Source organism: Arenibacter certesii DSM 19833 (assembly GCF_000429545.1).
GTDB lineage: Bacteria > Bacteroidota > Bacteroidia > Flavobacteriales > Flavobacteriaceae > Arenibacter > Arenibacter certesii.
Genome location: NZ_AUCB01000006.1, coordinates 66,131 through 86,583 on the forward strand (window position 1 = coordinate 66,131; position 20,453 = coordinate 86,583).

Annotated in this window: 12 protein-coding genes and 1 pseudogene; 1 reads left to right on the forward strand and 12 read right to left on the reverse strand. The window is 39.3% G+C overall.

Going from position 1 to position 20,453, the window contains the following annotated elements:
* Positions 1–20: 20 nt before the first annotated feature.
* From G466_RS0103240 to G466_RS0103285, 10 genes are all read right to left on the reverse strand, one after another.
* Positions 21–1,715: a SusD/RagB family nutrient-binding outer membrane lipoprotein gene (locus G466_RS0103240; protein WP_026812360.1), complete on the reverse strand. Its 1,695-nt coding sequence runs from the start codon at positions 1,713–1,715 to the stop codon at positions 21–23.
* A gap of 33 nt (positions 1,716–1,748) precedes the next feature.
* Positions 1,749–5,162, reverse strand: a complete 3,414-nt coding sequence (locus tag G466_RS0103245) for a SusC/RagA family TonB-linked outer membrane protein (RefSeq protein ID WP_026812361.1) — start codon at positions 5,160–5,162, stop codon at positions 1,749–1,751.
* 325 nt (positions 5,163–5,487) lie between these two features.
* Entirely contained in the window at positions 5,488–6,132 is a 645-nt protein-coding gene (locus tag G466_RS0103250; RefSeq protein ID WP_026812362.1) for an HAD family hydrolase, read from the reverse strand.
* A gap of 11 nt (positions 6,133–6,143) precedes the next feature.
* On the reverse strand, positions 6,144–7,148 hold the full coding sequence (locus G466_RS0103255; protein ID WP_026812363.1) for a Gfo/Idh/MocA family protein: 1,005 nt from the start codon (positions 7,146–7,148) through the stop codon (positions 6,144–6,146).
* A gap of 2 nt (positions 7,149–7,150) precedes the next feature.
* Positions 7,151–8,932, reverse strand: coding sequence for a purple acid phosphatase family protein (locus tag G466_RS0103260; protein WP_026812364.1), 1,782 nt, complete (start codon positions 8,930–8,932; stop codon positions 7,151–7,153).
* A gap of 151 nt (positions 8,933–9,083) precedes the next feature.
* On the reverse strand, positions 9,084–10,370 hold the full coding sequence (locus tag G466_RS0103265) for a DegT/DnrJ/EryC1/StrS family aminotransferase (RefSeq protein WP_026812365.1): 1,287 nt from the start codon (positions 10,368–10,370) through the stop codon (positions 9,084–9,086).
* A 54-nt stretch (positions 10,371–10,424) separates the two neighbouring features.
* A complete protein-coding gene (locus G466_RS21355) occupies positions 10,425–12,998 on the reverse strand; it encodes a glycoside hydrolase family 2 protein (RefSeq protein ID WP_051315505.1) in 2,574 nt (857 codons plus the stop codon).
* On the reverse strand, positions 12,998–13,243 hold the full coding sequence (locus G466_RS0103275; protein WP_026812366.1) for a hypothetical protein: 246 nt from the start codon (positions 13,241–13,243) through the stop codon (positions 12,998–13,000). Before G466_RS0103275 ends, G466_RS21355 begins: the two co-directional genes overlap by 1 nt.
* Before the next feature lie 10 nt (positions 13,244–13,253).
* The gene (locus tag G466_RS0103280) at positions 13,254–13,469 is read right to left on the reverse strand and encodes a hypothetical protein (RefSeq protein WP_026812367.1); all 216 of its coding nucleotides are present in this window, start codon (positions 13,467–13,469) and stop codon (positions 13,254–13,256) included.
* A gap of 1 nt (position 13,470) precedes the next feature.
* Positions 13,471–14,979 (reverse strand): sodium:solute symporter family protein, encoded by a 1,509-nt coding sequence (locus G466_RS0103285; RefSeq protein ID WP_026812368.1) that lies wholly within the window; start codon positions 14,977–14,979, stop codon positions 13,471–13,473.
* Positions 14,980–15,247: 268 nt separating this feature from the next.
* Here G466_RS0103285 and G466_RS0103295 point away from each other — a divergent pair, with 268 nt between their 5' ends.
* On the forward strand, positions 15,248–16,240 hold the full coding sequence (locus G466_RS0103295) for a Gfo/Idh/MocA family protein (RefSeq protein WP_026812369.1): 993 nt from the start codon (positions 15,248–15,250) through the stop codon (positions 16,238–16,240).
* A gap of 212 nt (positions 16,241–16,452) precedes the next feature.
* Here the strand turns inward: G466_RS0103295 and G466_RS21360 are convergent.
* Both G466_RS21360 and bglX read right to left on the reverse strand, forming a co-directional pair.
* Positions 16,453–18,120: pseudogene (locus tag G466_RS21360) on the reverse strand (sulfatase family protein).
* Positions 18,121–18,165: 45 nt separating this feature from the next.
* Positions 18,166–20,433, reverse strand: a complete 2,268-nt coding sequence (gene bglX, locus G466_RS0103305; RefSeq protein WP_026812370.1) for a beta-glucosidase BglX — start codon at positions 20,431–20,433, stop codon at positions 18,166–18,168.
* Between the last annotated feature and the right edge of the window lie 20 nt (positions 20,434–20,453).

Sequence of the window (20,453 nt, forward strand, 5' to 3'; positions counted from 1 at the left end):
AAACAAAACAAACTTATTCACTACCACGGCTTAGATACGCCCTGTAGTACCCAAGGTTTGGACCAAGGAGTGTCATTTTCTATATATCCTGGAACATCATCTGTGTGCGATGTAGTCTCCAAACTATTTAAAGCAGAATAATAATTTTCTCTATTTAGGGTGCTATTTGAAGTTGGATACACAAAACGTACTGGGATTGCGGTTGATTTTGCGAAAGGACCTGTTTTAAGATCGGGTAGACCTGTACGCCTCCAATCCAAATATGCTTCTGATGCCGAACTAAAATTGGCTATCCACTTTTGCTCCATAATTTGCTCTAAGCTACCATCAAAAGCTACGCCAGGATTACTTATATAATCTGCAAATTGATCACCTATTCCCCATGTTTCAAAAGAAGCTTCCACCCCTTTTTTGTAGTTACCTTCTGCATCTGAACCCCAGCCTTTTAATGCTGCTTCCGCTTTTAGGAAACATATTTCTGCGTACGAGAAAACCCTTGCCTTAAGATAAGGCCCTTTTACTGCATCAAACATTGGATTCATCAAGGATACATGTGGATTTCCACCTCCCTGAACAGGGTTTGGGTTTAAATTATAGGTATACGGTTCAGAACCTTGATAAGAAACTGGTATACCCACATAAACACTATTGGTGTCGATTAGACTTAAGCCAGCCTTCCGATCGGCATACCAGGTGGCAGGATCAAATATCTTTAGTCCGTTTGGTGCCAGCGTCTCTTCGTTTAAATAGCGAACACCATCTACCACCGTATCATCGGCACCACCAGGAACCTCAGAGGCTGGGACAACTTTAATAGGAATTTCAACAGCATCAAACCAAATAGACCTTCTTGGATCCTCTAATTCTGCCAATTTATAGGTAAATGTAGCACTAGGTTTAACCCTAGTAAAGCTAGAGGGAGAACCCTGCTGTCCATTACTAGGTTGGGAATCTGATGGCCCTGTTCCTAAATAAGGAATAGCACACTCCTCATCTACGCTCGCAATTAAAGGTTTTGCTAAGGTAGCTTGTACTCCTGTACCTGCAAATCCTGGGTCTTTTTCTGATAATCTCATATAATATCTTAGCGCCAAGGAATTAGCATATTTCATCCATTTCTCTGCATCTCCTTGAAAAAAGATATCCTGTGTGGTCCCAAATACCTCTAGGTTCCCCATATTGGATGATAGCATGGCAGAAGCAGCTTCAAAATCCGCTATAACTCCCTTATAAACAGATTCTTGGGAATCATACTTAGGTAAAAGGATCTCTCCATCTCCTTGTAAGGCCTCGGTATAGGGTACATCCCCGTAGAAATCGGCAAGTAATGCAAAGTTATGTGCAATTAGAATGGTGGCCACGGCCTCGTGAAATTTAAACTCAAGCTCTTTAGATCTTTTCAGGGCAAGTTTTGCCGTTCGTAAATTATTGTAATAGCTTTCCCAACCACTACCAGCCCAGTCGTAATTATTATTTCCCCAAGCATCTTTTTGAGTATACTGTACAAAGGCAGATAACGGATCGCTATACCCTTTATTCCCAACATCCATCGCCGTATTAGCCATTACATCCGTAAGTAAAAAACTAGGATTTGCTTCATCCAGGTTTAGCCCATTGGGGTTGCTATTTATATCTGTAATGTCATTGTCACAGGAAGACGTGGACAAGAGGCACATTACAAACATTAGTTTTAATAGTTTATTTATAGAAGTCATAATTATATCGTATTAAGTATTAATAACCTTTATTTAGAAACTTACATTAAGTTTAAAACCAATTGGAATTGCCCAGGGATTAACATTAAAGCGCTCTATACCTTGCTTAAACTGAATACCGCTACGTCCTTGGGTAGAAGATTCTTGCTGGAAAGCCATTTCAGGATCAATCCCTATATCTGCTTTAGTCCATAACATGATATTTCGGCTAAATAAAGAGATGGCTAAATTTTGCAGCCCTATTTGCTGTATAGCCCTATTGGGCACAGTATAGGTAAGGGAGATTTCTCGTAATTTTAAAAAATCAGCGTCAAAAGTTGCTGTTCTAGCAAAATCCCAACCATAATGATCTTGGTATCTGGTATAAACTGTCCCTGGCCCTCCTAAATTCTCAGCTACGGCAACAAATTTTCCATTATCGTCATAATCTCCTTGTACTCCTGGCATAAACACACCATCATTAAGTGTAATTCCTCCTTCGGTTACCGGATAGCCGCCCGCATCTGCAGTAGCTCCACCAACTAATACATAAAACTCACCATTTTCAGAAAGGTATTTATCTGCGTTATTTTTCAAAAATGATGGCACATCGCCTACATTGCTGAAATTATGAAGTCCATCTAACCAACGTTGGGTGTGCATATCGGACTCACCATACCTATGGGTCTGTGAAATAAACTGGCCGCCTTTTCTCCAGTCGAAATTCATAGAAATAGACCAGTTTTTATAGGAAGCGGAAGTAGTCATCCCAAGGTTAAAGTCGGGATTAAAGTTGCCAATAATAGGAGCCACCCTCTTTCCGTCTGCGTCTTCTAATGTTCTATCGCTATCCTCAAAACCAGAGTCATCTATAATGGGCCAACCATGATAAGGTGAACTTGGATCGTCCACACGTACTAGGGCACGGTCAATAATATTACCTATTTCTTCTCCCAACCAGGTAATTGCTCCTCCTTTTGCATCTTCCCAAAAAGTAACCGAATTCATTCCGTCTACCAATTCCATTACTTTGGTACGGTTACGTCCAAATACAAATCCCATGTCCCAGTTCCAGTCAGCATTACTAACAATTGTGCCACTTAGTCCAGCTTCTACCCCGCTACTTGTAATTAACCCTGCGTTAATAAATCTTGATCCGTAACCCGATGAAATGGGGGTGTTTACAGGGAAAATTTGATCTTTGTTCTCACTTTCGTAATAGGTGAAATCCAATCGAAGGCGATTTCTAAAAAATGCCAAATCGGTTCCTACTTCCCATGAATTTTGAGATTCTGACTTTAAATCTGGGTTTAATAGGGTTCCTGGCACCGACAACATGGATCCGTTGCCCCATGAGTTACCACTATTTAAAACAGGTTGCAAATTATAGGGATTGGTATCGTTCCCTACCTCTGCATAACCAGCTCGTAGTTTTATCAAAGAAATGTCCCCCGCTAAATTCAGCGCCCTATGAACCAATAAACTTGAAGATATGGAAGGATAGAAATAAGAATTATTATTATCTGGAAGCGTACTGGACCAGTCGTTTCTACCAGTTGCATCTATGTAAAACATATCTTTAAACCCAACGCTTACTAAACCATACAGACTATTTACTTGCCTTTCACTCTTATAAGAAGCATAATTAAGGTTATCTGGAGCTATATTAGTCAATGTAAAGAGTCCAGGAGCCAAGATACCAGACCCTCTATTTTTAGTGGAATTAATTACAGAAGAAGATTTAGTAGATCTTTTATTTCCACCTAGAGAAGCGGAGAAATCCCAGTCGTTAAATTTCTTCGCATAAGTTAGCAAGAAATCAACATTTATTTCATTGCTTAAGATATCCTGAATACCATAGGCTCCGTTAATATCCCCCGTATAACCTTTGGACATTTTAGTTTCCCTAACTTCATTTATCTCATCAAAATTGTAGCGAGCCATGGCGGAGAACTCATCCGTTATCTTCCATTCTGCCTTAACGTTCCCATAAAATCGATTCCTCTCAAAGCCATTATTTATTTCATGCGCCAAGAAATAAGGGTTGTTCCATTCCGTGTCGGTTGGATCGTCCCCAAAAGCAAAGGGAGAGTATTGGCGAAAACCTTCATAACCAGGCAGCCAGTAATCCTTCATTTTTCGCACATCTATATGAGGTGCAATTTCATATAGTGCTTGGATAGGGTTTGCTCCCCGATTGGTTGCAGGCCTATTATCAGCTCCTGATTTTGTATAATTTAAACTAGAGCTCACCTGTATTGCATCAGTTAAATTCAGAGCAGAATTTAAACTAATACTGTGTTTACTAAGATCTGAATTTGGAATAAATCCTTTATGCTTCAAGTCTGAATATGATAACCTATAATTTATTCTTTCCGTATTATCTTGAATAGAAATATTATTGGTAGTAGAAACGGCAGTATTAAAGAAATTAGGAGCATTGTCATAGGATTTCAATTCCCTTGGTACTGGAATCCCGCTAGCTATTTCTTCTTGGGTGTAAGGCCAGTGAATAGCCTTTATACCTTGATCCAATGCTGGACCTGCCCAAGCGGAAGCGGTTTCCCCTATAAGAATTGCTCCATACGAATTAGATGGAAAATTATCTTCGGTATACGGCCTAGAACCCGCTGCAAATTTTCTATGGGTATCCAAATAGCGGTAAGGGATATCAAAAACAGTACTAGAATTAACGGTTACTCCGAGTCCCTTTTTTGCTTTTCCAGATTTAGTAGTAATTAAAATTACCCCGTTTGCAGCCCGTGAACCATACAAGGCTGCAGCACTAGCTCCTTTAAGCACTGTCATACTCGCTATATCATCCGCATTAAGGTCGGAAATAGCATTCCCATAATCCGCTTTATTGTCCCTACCTATTTCACCTATATTATTCACGGAACTAATAACAGGTGTTCCATCTATTACAAAAAGTGGCTGGTTGTCACTCGATAAAGATGAGGCCCCTCTAATATTTATATTCACTGTTGAACCAGGACCTCCTGTGGAATTGATAGCTACCCCCGAAACCTTCCCAGAAAGAGCATTCATGGCGTTCTCTTGAGGGACGTTATCTATAGCATCCCCACTAACTTCACTCACCGCATACCCTAAAGATTTCTTTTCCCTAGAAATACCAAGTGCTGTAACGACCACCTCATCCAATTCTTCCGAAGCGGTTACCATTATCACATTAATATTAGATTGGTTTCCTACACTTACCTCTTTATCCTTCATGCCCAGATATGAAAAAACAAGTATGCCATTCCCGCTGGGTACAGTAATGTTATAGTTTCCATTAAAGTCGGAGGTTACTCCAGTAGTTGTTCCCTTGATTACAACAGAGACCCCTGGGAGTAATTCTCCCGCATCACTACTGATAACTCCTATCACTTCCTGCTGCCCATACATGAATGACGACAACATGCAGAACAAAAGGAGCAATAAGATTTTAAAATTATATTTTTCCATATTCTAGTATTTTAATCGGTTTGGTTAATTCTTTCCAAACAAATCTATTCTATAATAAACAGTATACTGCATTACATATTATTAATTATACAGTAAATCTTAACCCATATTATCCATATGTTAATTAAAATGGATTATATTGTTAATTTAATATTAGCTATTAAGCGATTACTTTATTAAAATGATAGATGAATTTGGGGAGAAGATTAACCTTAAAAGCGCTAGAAAGCTTTTAAAATCCAGTTAAATCGGATGTCCAGATTATGGAGCTTATTAATTGGACCCGAATTTCATTTAATACATCAGGGAGAGGTATTGCGTTACTTTAGAGCATTTGTTCTAAATCTCCTATTTGGGATATGGTGTATGGGGCATGAGGAACTTGTCCAAATCCGTATTCAGCAAAAACAAATGGTAGATTATTGTCTTCTGCCGCCAAATAGTCCCCTAGTGTGTCGCCTACGTAGATTGCGTTAGTTAACCCATTTCTTTTTATAAGCATTTCAATATTCATAGCCTTAGACTTGCCTGTATTTCCCGAGCATTCAAAATCTTTAAAATAGTGCTCCAATTTGTGATACTCATAAAAAGCTTCGATATACCCAGCTTGACAATTACTGACTATGAATAGCGTATACTTCTTGCTTAAGGCCTTTAATGTTTTTTCTAATCCAGGATATAAAAAACCGCCAGCTTCCTTAATATCCTTAACCTCCTGTTCAAAGCAACTGTTCATAATTTCGTCTTGCTGTTCTTTGGAGAGATAGGGAAAAAGCTTCTCTCCCACTAAACTATGTTGCATCCCCATAATACCTTGTATATCTTTCTTGGAAACAGGATTTTTTATACAATCGAATCTATTTAGGGAGGTATGCCAAGCTTTAACACTCATGGGCATGGGGTCCCAAAGCGTACCATCTAGGTCAAAAATGATATTTTCTAAATTACTTAATAATCCGTTAAGCCCCATTTTATTGCCATCTAACTTAAATTTACTACCTCACCCGTTTTGGCAGAGGTATAGGCTGCATCCACAATGTCTAGCACCGTTTGGCCTTCAACAAGTCCTGGAACAGGTTGATCCCTAGTTTTAATACAAGATACAAAATGTTCCATTTGGCGGGTATAGATTATTTGATCGCAGTGCTCATCCCTTTTAGGAAGTTCTGGCACTGTTGTAATAGCATCTTCTCCATTCTTCATTTTTAAATATGTGGGAAAGAGATTGGCATACCCTTTAGTACCAAAAAGGCTGGTACTAGCTTCTGGTCCATCCATGTGGGGATGCCACCATCCGCTCTCAATAATACTTTCTGTCCCATTGTCCCATGTAATGATCAAAATACCGGTATCATCCACGTCATAATCACCAAATTCTGTAGAAATTCTAGCATAAACCTTCCTAGGTTTAGGGTCTCCTAAAATATATCTTACGGCATCAATGGCATGTACACCCATATCTGCCAAGGCTCCGCCCCCGGCCAATTCCTTCTTGGTAAACCATCCCGAAGGTCCCCAATTTTCATGTATTCCGTATCCTTTGGTCTTAAAGATTTTACCTAACGTGCCTGCTGCCACTTTTTCCTTAATATACTGTATATCCGCATCAAAGCGCCACATATGCCCTACCATCACCAATTGGTTATGTTCATTGGCCACTTCCGCTATTTGCTTACCTTCATTTCCACTCATTGCCATAGGTTTTTCCAGAAAAACGTCCTTGCCTTTTTCTAGAAAAGCAATAGCATAGGGCGCATGAAATTGATTTGGGGTGCTAATAATTACCGCATCTAGGGTATTATCTTCAACCAAAATAGCAATTTCATTATAGGCTTTTTCAATCCCATATTTAACCGCAAATCTCTCAGCATTCCCGATATTTTTTGAAACCACGGCAATTATTTCCACTTCGGGTATTGTCTGAAGACCGCGGGCATGATAATCTGCGATATAACCTGCACCAATAAGGGCTATTTTAGTTTTCATAGTTATTTTTCTATTACAAATTCATCTACAATTTCTCCTGATTTATTATAAGCTTTGTATTTCATAGCTTTATCGGATACTGTCATATATTGATAAAATTGACCTTTCTTAAATCTCTTTTCAGCATAAGGCTCCTCTCCTATATTATCATGCCTGTCCTCATTTTTCCCTATAGATATTGCGTAAACAGTTCCATCCTGAAATGAGTCCACCACCTTACCGTTATTTATTGGTTTGGAGCGCATATAGTAATGAATATGGCCAGACATCACCATATCCACATGGTACCTATCAAAAAGAACTCCCCATTCCTTTTGAATATCAAAATAAGGTTGTTGAAAATTATAAGGTGGAAAATGAAAAATAGCAAATTTCCATACGGCATTAGAGTTTTCTAATTGTTCTTGTATCCATTGGGTCTGCGCATCATTGGGCTGGGTAGAATCGATCATTAAAAACAAAGCATTTCCGTAGGTAAACGCATAAGTGCTTTCGGAATCTACCTTATCTGGTCCATTTTTAGGCAAACTAAAAAGTTCATAATACATCCAAGCGCCCAACCCATCTTGTCGATCATGATTTCCAGGGACGGGCATTAAGGGTTTATAAGAGAACACGTCTTTAGAATAGCCAAAAAACTCATCCCATTCGTTTCGGTATAGCCCTGTACTTACAATATCCCCAGCAATTGAATAAAACGTAGTTTCTGGGTGCCTTATATGTGCATCATTAAGCATTTCAGCCCAATCGGGGTCTTTATGGGTATCTCCGAACCAAACAAACGAAAACTCTTTGGCATCCTTCGCTTCGGATTTAAATGATAGAACAGAAGACCATGATTTACTATCCACTGAACCTACTTGATATTCGTAGGTGGTGCCGGCCTCTAAGTCTTTTAGATTAGCTGTGAAGCGGTTAATATATCTATCATTGTACAACATTCGATCTTCCATGCCAGATTTACTAGCTTTAGAGATAATAGTGTCTTTAGTGTTTTGCTTCCAATACATTACTGTTCCATCGTTAACGGAAGTATTCGTTCTCCATTGGATATCAATAGAGTTCGTAGGGTCCTTGCTCCATGTAAGCATAATTTGATCGGGTTGTTGCGAAGAAGGAAAAAGGCTGTGTCTAAACGCTCCAACTACATTCGATTCTCTAGCCCTACCTCTAACAGTAGTGAATAAAATATGACCTTGAAGTTCCTTAGGCAGGTCAGTTATTTTTAAACCTGACCAATCATGATAGGTAAAAGCTCCTACTTTAAATTCTTCCAATGAAAATTGCTCAGGATAACGCTCTGAAATTATAAGTTCATCATTACTATTTTTTGATCCCACTGAAATAAAATAGGTGACTCTGTCCAAATCGAATCCTGGAACTCCCAAATTAACCCATCCTGGCTCAAAGTCCTTTTGCCATACCTCATACTCAAAAACCTCATTTTTTACACGATGGTTGGTTTTTACAAACCCACTATCTTCAAGCCAAAAAGGAATTGTGTTTTGATTAGTATGTCTCATAAGAGACACAGTTACAGGCACATTTACTTTAAAATACTGGTAGCGAGTAGCCAGTGTTAATTTTTCGCTATCGTCCAAAAAATCAAGCAAAAAAGTATCATCAATTGATTCGTAATTGTTAAATTCTACCTCATTATACAACCTTGTAATTACATTATCCATAACCTCTTTTATTGAGGCATTGCTCCTTTGGGCCATCATCTTAGATTCTGAACAAGAGAAGATCAAAAAAAGGATCGAAACTATTGTAAAATTCCTCATTTATTCAATGTGTTTATTTCTAGTTTTTTTATATAATTTTAATTAATAATTAACTGCTTTTAAAATAGGTGAAAGACCATATTAAAATCTCAGATCATTTAAATAATAAACTTCCTAAAAGTTAGCGCAACCTCCTACTAGTCATAATTCTTTAAGTAATTAATTCCTCTGCATAGTTAAATATCTTTTTTATAGCCGATGCGATTAGCTCCATATCTGACTTGGTTCCCATCAGCACTTTGTGGTGTAAACAAACCGATTCTTCCTTAAATACACGTTCACAAACGGGTAGTGAAAATCGTTTCGGATCAATGGCCTTCCAGTAGGCATCGTCCAACTTATGGCGGGCTGGCTTGGTATGTGGCACATATAAGGAACAGTTGTTTAAAGGTTCATAACTGGCGTCAACTACAATTCCTAATTCGGCCTCCAGCGCACTTCTAAACTTCTCTATGGGCAAGCCCTTAAATTCATCTTTACGGTACTTAAAGGCGAAATTAAAATACGCTTTTTTGGTTTCCCTTTTATCTCGTTTTATAGGAGCAACCCCATCAATATCCTCCAACAGGGAATTTAAATACTCCCCATTATCATCTCTATTGGCATTCTGAGCTGGCAGGCGTTTTAGACCTTCAATTAAAATGGCCGCCTGAAATTCGGTTATCCTAAGATTCCCAGACTGAATAAAGTTACCATCATCGTCCCCATAATCACCCGCACCCTTATCTACTCCTTCTAACATACCTACTTCTGGTCTACGCCCGCAATTCCTCAGCGCATCCAACCTTTCTGCAAGCTTAGAGTTATTAGTAGTTAATGAACCCCCTTCACCAGCCGTTAAATGCTTGGAAAGTTGATAACTAAAACTTCCTATATCCCCAATACTTCCTGCTTTTTTCCCATTCCATTCTCCACCGTGTTTATGGGCGCAATCCTCCATTACATACAAATTATGTTTCTTGGCAATTTCCATAACGGCATCCATATCGGCAAAGGCACCATACAGATGTACTGGAATTATAGCCTTTGTCCTTGGGGTGATGGCTTTTTCTATTTCTTTTGGGTCTATACACCAGTTATCCTCACTTACATCTACTAATATAGGGATGGCATTAACATCTAGTACCGTAGCTGCTGTGGCCTGCCAGGTGAGTCCGGGTACTATAACCTCATCTCCTAGTCCAACTCCCAATGCTTCTAAAGCTATTTGCATGGTTACTGTACCATTCACCGTGCAGATGGCATGTTTAACCCCAGTATATTCTGCAAAAAGCCTATTAAATTCGGTTTCTTTGGGACCGTTATAAGACCACACCCCACTATGTAAAACTTCTAGTAAACCCTTTTCTTCTTCCGTACCCCACACCGGCCATTTTGGCCAGGGATTTTTGGTGGTATCCCTACTAGGTGTCCCCCCATTTATTGCTAGTTTTTTCATGTTCTTTTAGATTGATGTTATTACTACATACCTTACTATCTTAAGATATCAACATTATTTTAAGTTCCATCCTTCTACCTTTAATTCTGCTTCCCCTTTGAAGGTATAAGTAGCAGAAAGGAGTCGTTCTTCTCCGGGTAGTAAGCTTATAAAGTTATCCTCCCAAAAAATGGGGAGAATCAAAACCCCCGTGGATTTATCCACTATCTTAAGATTTATTAAAAAGGCAATATGGTTGCTATCATTTTTTAGTTGGACCTCAATGTTTTGATTTTTCTCGTCTTGACTAAAATGATGCGTCTCTAATACCTGAACAGATGGCAAGAGATTTAGTTCTGTAAGGTCAGCGTATTCTTTACTAGGGGTATGAAAGGCAAAATCCCCCAAGTCTGCCTCATAATCTAATACCTCCTCTTTTTTGGATAGCCAATAAAAATTAGTAGCTATTTCGTTAGTCTCCTCATCTAATAATCGTAAATCAACAAAATAAGTAGTAGATAAGCTCGTAAATTCCTCCAATTTAAAAATGGATACTGATGAATCTGCTTCCAAGGAAAGTGGCAATTTTTCATCTAATACTATCTCTGAATTTATGGAAAACACCCTAATATGCGCCACTAGATTTTCTATACGATACCGATGATCATTTACAGCATAAATATGTTTATCCCCATAATTATAGATAAGATTTAAAGGGGCACAGGCTTTTTTAGTGGCGTAAAAGGCGGCAGTTGGGTTTAAATAATAATCGTACAATTGCCAATACATTTTGGGCCAAGCTGCATTTAGCATCCACTGAATTAACCCCGTGCATCGTTCTTTGTACACCTGAAATGCTTCAAACATGGGTCTCATTAGCTCATAATTCATCGCTTGGGCCTTCTTATCAAATTCCGTTAGCGAATTTGGTGCTCCATATCGTTCGTTGATCGCTTTGGTAAACCGACTTAAATCAGAAAACTCGTATCTCCCACAATGGTAATCCCAAACTTCACTAATTGGCCATAGCTGGTCTTTAGGGATCATTCTTTTTAAACTTTCTAATTGAGGAACCTGGGCTCCAGGACCTGTTTCTGTATTAAATCCATAGGCACCCCCAAATTGGGTATCCTTAAACCAATATACCGGTGCCGTATAGGCATACGGACCTAACATTTTTACTCCTGAAGATCCGCTAATCTCACTAATTACGTCTTCACTACCCACTACATGTTGGTCGCTCCCCACTCCGCCAGTAGAATTTAAATAAGGTCGGGTAGGATCATATTTAGCAAAGGTATCCACGTACTTTTGCTCCAGTTGGGTAATGGGCACCTTATCACTAGCTACGGTCCATACAAAAATGCTAGGATGGTTTCTCAACCATATTACTTGATCTTCCCACGCCTGGGCAATATGGGCGATGTCTTTGGGTTTATAAACCCCTCCAAAACGCTCGTTCACGGGCACCCCCATATGAATTTCATGCTCCCAATGACAGCTCCATCCCACCATCAGCAAAATTCCATGTTCATCACATAGATCGTACAATTTGTGATCTTTCCCCCAAAACCCTTCCAAACGGATACAATTGAGGTTCATATGTTTTACATACTTTACTTGGGTTTCTATATTTTCATCGGTATCCATCAGAAGCATATCATCTGTCCACCCACCTCCTTTTATCATAACTTTTTCACCGTTAATTTTAAAGCCACGATGCGTATCGTCTAACCAATAATCTTCCACTTCTCTAATTCCGAACTTTAGGGTGGCGGCATCCACAATGCTATCTTCTTGCACAAGCTCCAATCCCAAATGGTATAAGTTTGGCTCCCCCAATTGTACTGGCCACCAAAGTTTTGGGTCCTTAAAATTGAGTTCGGGAACTTCATCACTTGATAAGATGACCAGCTTCCTTTCTTTGGGAGCAAGGGTAACTTCTTTTTTAAACGAAATGGATTCTATAGCCCCAATAAGCTCCCCAGAAATAGTAGTATCAGAATAGTTGGTTAATTCCGCTGAAACGGTAAGCTTGGCTTCTTTTAAAGTGTTAAGATTGACTTTAGTCTGCACAAAAGGTTTTTCAATCTGCACCCCGCCATGAAGATGCAAGGTCACGGGTCTAAATAAGCCCATATTTCCATCTGGGGGCGCAGGATTCCAATCTACAAAGCCCGTACTGAAATCTCCGGGTTTAGGTGGAATAACCTCAATTGCCAGTATATTGGTCCCACTAATAATGGAATTACTTATATTAAAAGAAGTAATCCTAAAGGCTCCATCAATATCCTTGGTGCTGGCTATAAGATGACCGTTTAGCCATACATTAGCCTTATAATTAATTCCGTCGAAAGTTATACTAGCAAAATTTTCGGCTTGTTCTTGAGTAAGCTCAAAATTAGTAGCATACCACCATGGCACCTTAAAAAATTCAGTTGGAATTCGCTTTAGATTTTCCCCATAATAAGGATCAGGATATGTTCCATTAGCTACCAAAGTACTTAAAACAGTTGATGGTACTTTAGCCGGAATCCATGTACTAAAATCCGAAAAAGAAGTAGAAATTTCATCGCCTGTTGCGGTAACCTTGTCCGAATTTTGAATGATCCAATTGTTCCTTAAAGCGATCTTAAACCCTCTATTCATTATATTTCCATATTATTTTTTTTCTTTTCTCTTAATTTCTTCATGGTTTTTCTAGCCTTCCATACCATACCACCTCCAATAGAAATCAATAATAAACCAGCAGTCATATCCGTCATATGTTCCACAAATGTTTCGGTATAAATCATGGCGAAGAGAATAATTATACCAAACACCAATATAAAAACCCCTAGGGCGTTGTTAATTTGGGCTTCCTTTAATCTTCCATTAAATTCAGTTTCGTCCATAATAAATAGTTTAAAAATGATAGTAAATAGATGCCAAAATGGCCAGAACACAAATAGACCACAGTTTTAAATTGTTATACCAATGTCGGTCTTCCTTCGCTATACCCTCGTAAACGTACTCGGTGGGTAACAATAGTACCAACACTCCAATAAGCCCATACAAGCTAAGGAATATCATTTTTGCCGTTTCTTGAGAAACACCGGAAAGCCAGTCAAAATTGAACATGTTACAGATTTTTATTTTTAACCAAAATTTTAGAACTAAACACCAAGCCTTCCAATTGCTCTTCGGTATGCTTCTTTGTTAATAAGCTAACCGTAATATTTATGATAAAGCTTAGTAAGAAAGACCACCAAGAAATATATAGAAAAGGATCTTCTATCGTAAAGAATTGCTCTTTAAACACATTTAAATAAACAGCAAATCCAATTCCGATTACCAATGCGGAAAGGCCACCCCATTCTGTAGTTCTTCTCCAAAATATTCCCAGTAGAAGAATAGCGAATATGGGGCCTTGGAAGTAGGACATAAAGGTTTGAATAGCCACGTAAATCCCTGGAAAATCACTACTAATCGGTGAGGTAGCCACCCCAACCACCAATAAAACCAGCGTAGTAATCTGCCCTACTTTTAGATAATGCTTGTCATCGGCTCCTTTTTTAATAAAGGGTTCGTAAATATCCTTGGTAAATAAGGTGGCCGTAGAATTTAATAACGAATCTACGCTAGACATGAGTCCGGCAAAAAACGCAGCGAACATAAGTCCGACTAGCCCAGGTGGTAGAATGGATTTAATCATCATGGGCAGCGCCTGATCCCCATCTAACAATCCGGGATGTACCACTACAGCCATAAGACCAGGAAATAATACCAAGATCGGAATAAACATTTTTAAGGCAGAGCCAAAAATCATACTTGCTTTTGCGTGCCATTCATTTTTGGCGGTGAGACAACGCTGTACAATAGATTGGTTACCTATCATATACGCATTTGCCATAACAAAGGTTAGTCCGAATAAAATCCCTGTCCATGGAAAGGGAGATTTTGTATCCTGTGGTTGAATGATATCAAAATGGTTTCGATACTCTGGACCCATAGTGCTTATTTTTTCTACCATATTATCCCAACCACCAACTTCGTAAAGACTGAGAAAAACCAAGGCAAAACCTCCAATGAACATGATTATAAACTGCACCACATCGGTCATTATAACTGCGGTAATTCCACCGAAATAAGTATATAGTCCCACTACCCCAGCAGTAGAAATTATAGAAATCCATATGGGCCAACCCATTAGCACGTTTAGTAATACTGCACTTGCCCAAAAAAGAACCCCCAAATCCAAGGCGAAAAATAATATCCATGTTACCGAAGCAATGGTCCTTACCTTTTGATTATATCTTCTACCCAAATATTCAGGGATAGTATACATACCGCCACGCCAGAAATAAGGAATAAAAATAAATGCAGCCAATAACATGGCAGGTACAGAACCTACCCAATCAAAATTACCTACAGAAACACCATATCTATAAGCTTGCCCCGAAACTCCAACAAAATCTAGGGCACCAATATCCGATACTACAATAGACATCCCAATAGCCCAAAAAGGCAAACTTTTACCTCCTAGAAAATAGTCTTCGGAGCTATTGACATATTTTTTAAAATAGAGGCCTAGCAATAACATTCCTATTATGTACGCTATTACAATGAAATAATCGATTCCTGCTAACATACACCTCTACTTTATTATTGAAGTTATCTTTTTAGCGAACTGGATTCATTTCTCCAGACCACCATAATTTGACCTACATCTACCTCCTTTCTGTTTTCCAATCCTAACAAAGAAAAAAATATTAAATATGAATCTCTTAGCATATATTACTCAATTCGCATTAGATATTATCCCAATCGTATATTTTATTGGATTATTCTTAAAAAATGAGTTAATATTATTGTATAATTTTAAATCGAACTAAATATTCAATTAATAACGGGGAAGCATGAATAAAAAAATAAGATGGGGAATTTTAGGTACGGCAACCATTGCGGTGGAACAAGTTATTCCTGCCATACAAGAGAGCATTTATGGTAAGTTAGATGCTATTGCTTCCCGAAATATATCTAATGCTAAGGAAGTTGCGAATCACTATTTAGAGGTAAAACCTTATGGAGATTACCAGGAATTGTTGAACGATCCCAGTATTGATGCCGTTTACATCCCCTTGCCCAACCATCTCCATGTACCCTGGGCTATAAAAGCACTTGAGGCAGGCAAACACGTCTTGATAGAAAAACCTGTTGGTACCACTAAAAAAGAAGGAGAATTGCTACTAAAGGCTTCTAGGAAATTTCCTCATCTAAAAGTAATGGAAGCTTTTATGTACCGATTTCACCCTCAATGGATTAAAGCAAAAGAGCTGATTTCGGAAAATGCAATTGGCAAGGTGCGTATTATTAGCTCCTCGTTTTCTTTCTATGATAATGACCCAAATAGCATCACCAATAAAAAGGAATATGGTGGCGGCAGCCTAAGGGATATTGGGTGTTATTCCCTTTCCCTATCCCGTTATATTTTTGAATCTGAACCTATCGCTGTTTCGGGATTACTAGAGTTGGATCCAGAAACGAAAGTAGATCTCACTGCGAACGGTATTTTGGAATTTAAGGATGGGACATCCACCTTTTTTAGCTCAATACGACTTATAGATCATCAAAAAGCCCAAATATATGGTACGGAAGGAAGTATAGAGTTCCAACATCCTTTTAATCCGCCAATAGACAGGCCTACAAAAATCTGGATCCATAGGGAAAGTGGCTCAGAACCCATCACCTTTAATATTTGCAATCAGTACACCTTACAAATAGATGCCTTTAATTTGGCGATACTAAATAATACCGCTGTGCCTACTCCCTTGCAGGATGGTATTAATAATATGGCGGTATTGGAAAAGTTGGAAGAAAGTCATGAGAAAGGGCTAAGGGTTTTGCTGTAATTATAAAGACCACTCTAAAAGGGAGAGTGGAGTTGGGCTAAAGCCCTATAATTTTGGACTATAATATACCCCCAGATAAATCTGGATGCAATTCAAAGATGCCTGATAATACCATTTCCCAAGCTGAGAACATTTGTTCTAGAACCAACTATTTCATGAAACGCAATTATTAAATTGTGCCGGCATTTAAATCCAGGAGACTAGCCTTGCAACTAATGCTCATAAGCATTCATGGGTTGTCCCCTTAAACGTTCAAAAACTTTATAGGCCCGTTGGATGGCCTCGGGCTTTGCCCGTTCAAATTCCTTTGGCGTCACTTGATATTGTTGTTGCAGTTGGGCCAATCGTTTTCTTAAAAGCTGTTCTACTTCATTATACATATCATCATGGATTACATTGTTGATTTCTGAGGGATCTTCTTTTAAATCGTATAATTCCCATTCATCAATATCATCATACACATGAATCAGTTTATAACGATCGGTTCTAATACCGTACATTTTCTTAACCATATGAAAAGCAGGAAAATCGTAATAATGATAGTAGATAGCATCTCTAAAATCTTCATCCTTTATGGAATTGGTCAATAGTGGCTTTAATGATTTTCCTTGCATATCCTTAGGAATATCTACTTGTGCAAAATCTAAAAACGTTTCCGCGAAATCTAGGTTCTGGGTCAATGCTGTAATTTCTGTTCTAGGCTTTATTAGCGCGGGATATTTCATAAGCATGGGCATTCCTAGAGATTCCTCATACATAAATCGCTTATCAAACCAACCTTTTTCGCCCAAATAAAACCCTTGATCGGTTGTATATACTACAATAGTGTTTTCCGCCAGATCATTGGCTTCTAAATAATCCAAAATCTTACCAACACCCTCATCAACTGCTGCGATAGTAGCTAAATAATCTTGTAAATAGCGTTGGAGTTTCCATAGATCCAAGCCTTCCCCAGATAGATTAGCATCGTGAAAGGCATCATTTTTAGGTTGATATGCTTTATCCCAGGCTTAGCGTTGTTCTGGCGTCATACGGTCAAAGTCAGTTGTCCAAGGGTTGTGCGCCAATTCCGGACTGCCCTTTTTCTTGGTCATTTTTAAATCATGACCTTCATACATATCTCGGTAAATGGTTTGATACTGTTCTTTGGAAGCCGTGGAACCTTCGTAATCCATATAATAGGTGTCCGGTACCGGAAACTGTATGGAATCATATAAATTTAAATGGCGTAGCGCAGGCATCCAGTTCCTATGTGGGGCTTTGTGCTGCACCATAAGCATAAAAGGTTGGCCGCCATCTTTAATTCTATCTAAATAACGAATGGCATCATCGGTAACAATATCTGTTGCATAGCCGTGAACCATAGTAGTATCCACTTTATTTGTTTCTGGATTTACAGAAATAAAGTTAGGGTTGTAGTAATTGCCTTGGTCCTGTAGTATGTTCCAAAAATCAAAACCTTCTGGTTCCCCGTGCAAATGCCATTTCCCAAAAAGGGCGGTTTTATAACCTGCTTTTTGTAACAGCTTTGGATACGTTTGCTGACCCCCATCAAAACGGTCCCCGTTCATTCTAAACCCGTTAATATGGCTGTGCTTTCCTGTCAAAATTACCGCTCTGCTTGGCCCACAGATGGAATTGGTGCAAAAATTATTTTGGAAAATTGCTCCTTCGGTCCCAATTCTATCGATGTTTGGTGTTGGCGCTAGTTGACTGATAGGATGCCCATAGGCGCTAATTGCCTGAGTGGCATGGTCATCAGCCATTATAAAAAGAATATTGGGTCTTTTAATTTCAACTGTTTTCTTTGGCTGCTCTCGTTTACACGATAAGCCAAATACTACAAAAACTAAAAGCAGTAGTTTACTATAATTATGCATTTTAAACTTTATAAGGGTCTACCCATACTGGTCAACGGTGCAGTTTTACTTCAATGTAAAAGTTACTTTGTCCGTAGCATTGGAATCCGTACCGATAAACACCTCAAATTCTCCCGGTTCCGAAACAAAATCTAATTGACTGTTGTAAAATTTTAAATCATCTGGGGTAAGCGTAATGCTGACCGACTTGCTCTCTCCTTGTTTTAGAAATACTTTTTTAAAACCTTTTAGTTCGCGCATTGGAGGCGTAATACTTCTCACCACATCCCTTAGGTAGAGTTGCACCACTTCCTCCCCGTCATAGTTACCGGTATTCTTAAGGCTTACTGTAATAGTCACGGATTCTCCCTGCCCAATTTCCTTTTTCTCAATACTAGGATCGGTATACTCAAATTGTGTATAACTAAGTCCGTAACCAAAAGGCAATAATGGCGCATTGGGGGCATCTAAGTAATTGGATTGGAATTTCTGAAAACTTTCGGTAGTTGCTGGCCTACCGGTATTTTTCATGCTGTGATATATAGGGATCTGTCCAACGTTTACCGGCCAGGTGGCGGTTAGTTTTCCTGCCGGATTATAGTCCCCAAATAGTACCTCTGCAACGGCATTCCCAGCCTCTACCCCAGGATGCCAAACTTGTAGGATACTTACTGGAAGGGCCAATTCCTCAGGTATGGTTAGAGGACGGCCGCTCATAAGTACCAAAGCAACAGGCTTACCAGTGGCTACTAGGGCACGAATCAACTTTTTCTGACTTGCAGGAATAGAGAGATCTGATCTGCTGGCCGCTTCCCCACTCATTTCAGTTGCTTCCCCTACTACAGCAACTACAATATCAGATTTATTGGCCAAACTTAGGGCTTCACTGAGCATTTCCTCTGGGGAACGCTCATCAATTTCTATTCTAGGACCAAATACATTTACATTTTTCGCCAGTTCCGGATCATCCGAAATATTGGCTCCCTTAGCGTACTTAATAGTAGCCTTGGGGGCTACCGACTTTAATCCTTCCAGAATAGGAACCGATAATTGTGGATCTCCCGTTGGTGCCCAAGTGCCCAACATATTGTTTTTATTGTTTGCCAGCGGTCCTACTAGTGCAATTTTAATATCCTTTTTTAAGGGAAGAATATTATTGTGATTTTTAAAGAGCACAAAAGAACGCGCCGCAGCTTCCCTTGCTACTTTTCTATGTTCTTCGTTAAGAATATCCTTAGCGGGTCTGCTAGCATCAATGTAACGGTAAGGATCATTAAAAAGGCCCAACTTATACTTTGCTTCTAAAATTCTACGACAGGCTTGGGTTATTTGGTCTCCGGTGACCTTCCCTTCTTCTAAGGACTTTTTTAAAGTGGTTAGAAAACCCTCCCCCACCATATCCATATCCAATCCGGCATTAAGGGCCAAGGCAGATACGGCCTGCAAATCTCCGAGTCCATGGGCAATCATTTCGTTCACGGAGGTGTAGTCTGATACTACAAACCCGTTAAAGCCCCATTGCTCTCTCAATAGATTGGTTAAGAGCCATTTATTTCCAGAAGCGGGAACACCATCTATATCGTTAAATGAGGTCATTATGCTTGCGACCCCCGCATCTACTGCCGCCTTATAGGGAGGCAAATATTCATTGTACATTTTCACCTTGCTCATATCTACGGAATTGTAATCGCGGCCTCCTTCTGAAGCCCCATAGAGCGCTATATGCTTTACCGTTGCCAACATGGTATTATTTAAAGAAAGATCGTTTCCTTGATAGCCTTTTACCATTGCCTTGGCAATGGCCGATCCTAGATACGGGTCTTCGCCGGCTCCTTCGGCAATACGGCCCCACCTAGGGTCACGGGCGATATCAACCATTGGAGAGAAATTCCAGTTTATTCCATCGGCAGTCGCTTCAATAGCAGCAATCCGGGCCGTTTTTTCAATTAGGTCTAAATCCCAACTCGCCGCAAGTCCCAAGGGAATGGGAAAAGTTGTTTTATATCCGTGAATCACATCAGAACCGAATAACAATGGAATTTTTAATCTGGTATCATTTACAGCGAAATCCTGAGCGACCTTCATCTTTTCTGGACTCGCCACACCAAAGAGTCCGCCTACCTGACCGGCTTTGATCTTGGCTTCCACATTTTGGCTCACCACCGCACCTGTGGCTACTCCACCACCGGGAGTAAGTAGGTTTAGTTGTCCTATTTTTTCTTCAAGGGTCATTTTTGCCAGAAGTTCTTCAACTAGCGGGATCCTTTCCTGGGCTTGAAGACTTGAAAGCCCTGTAAAAAAGAGAACAGCGACAAACAGATTAAATTTTCTCATCTTAGTTTTACTGTAAAAAA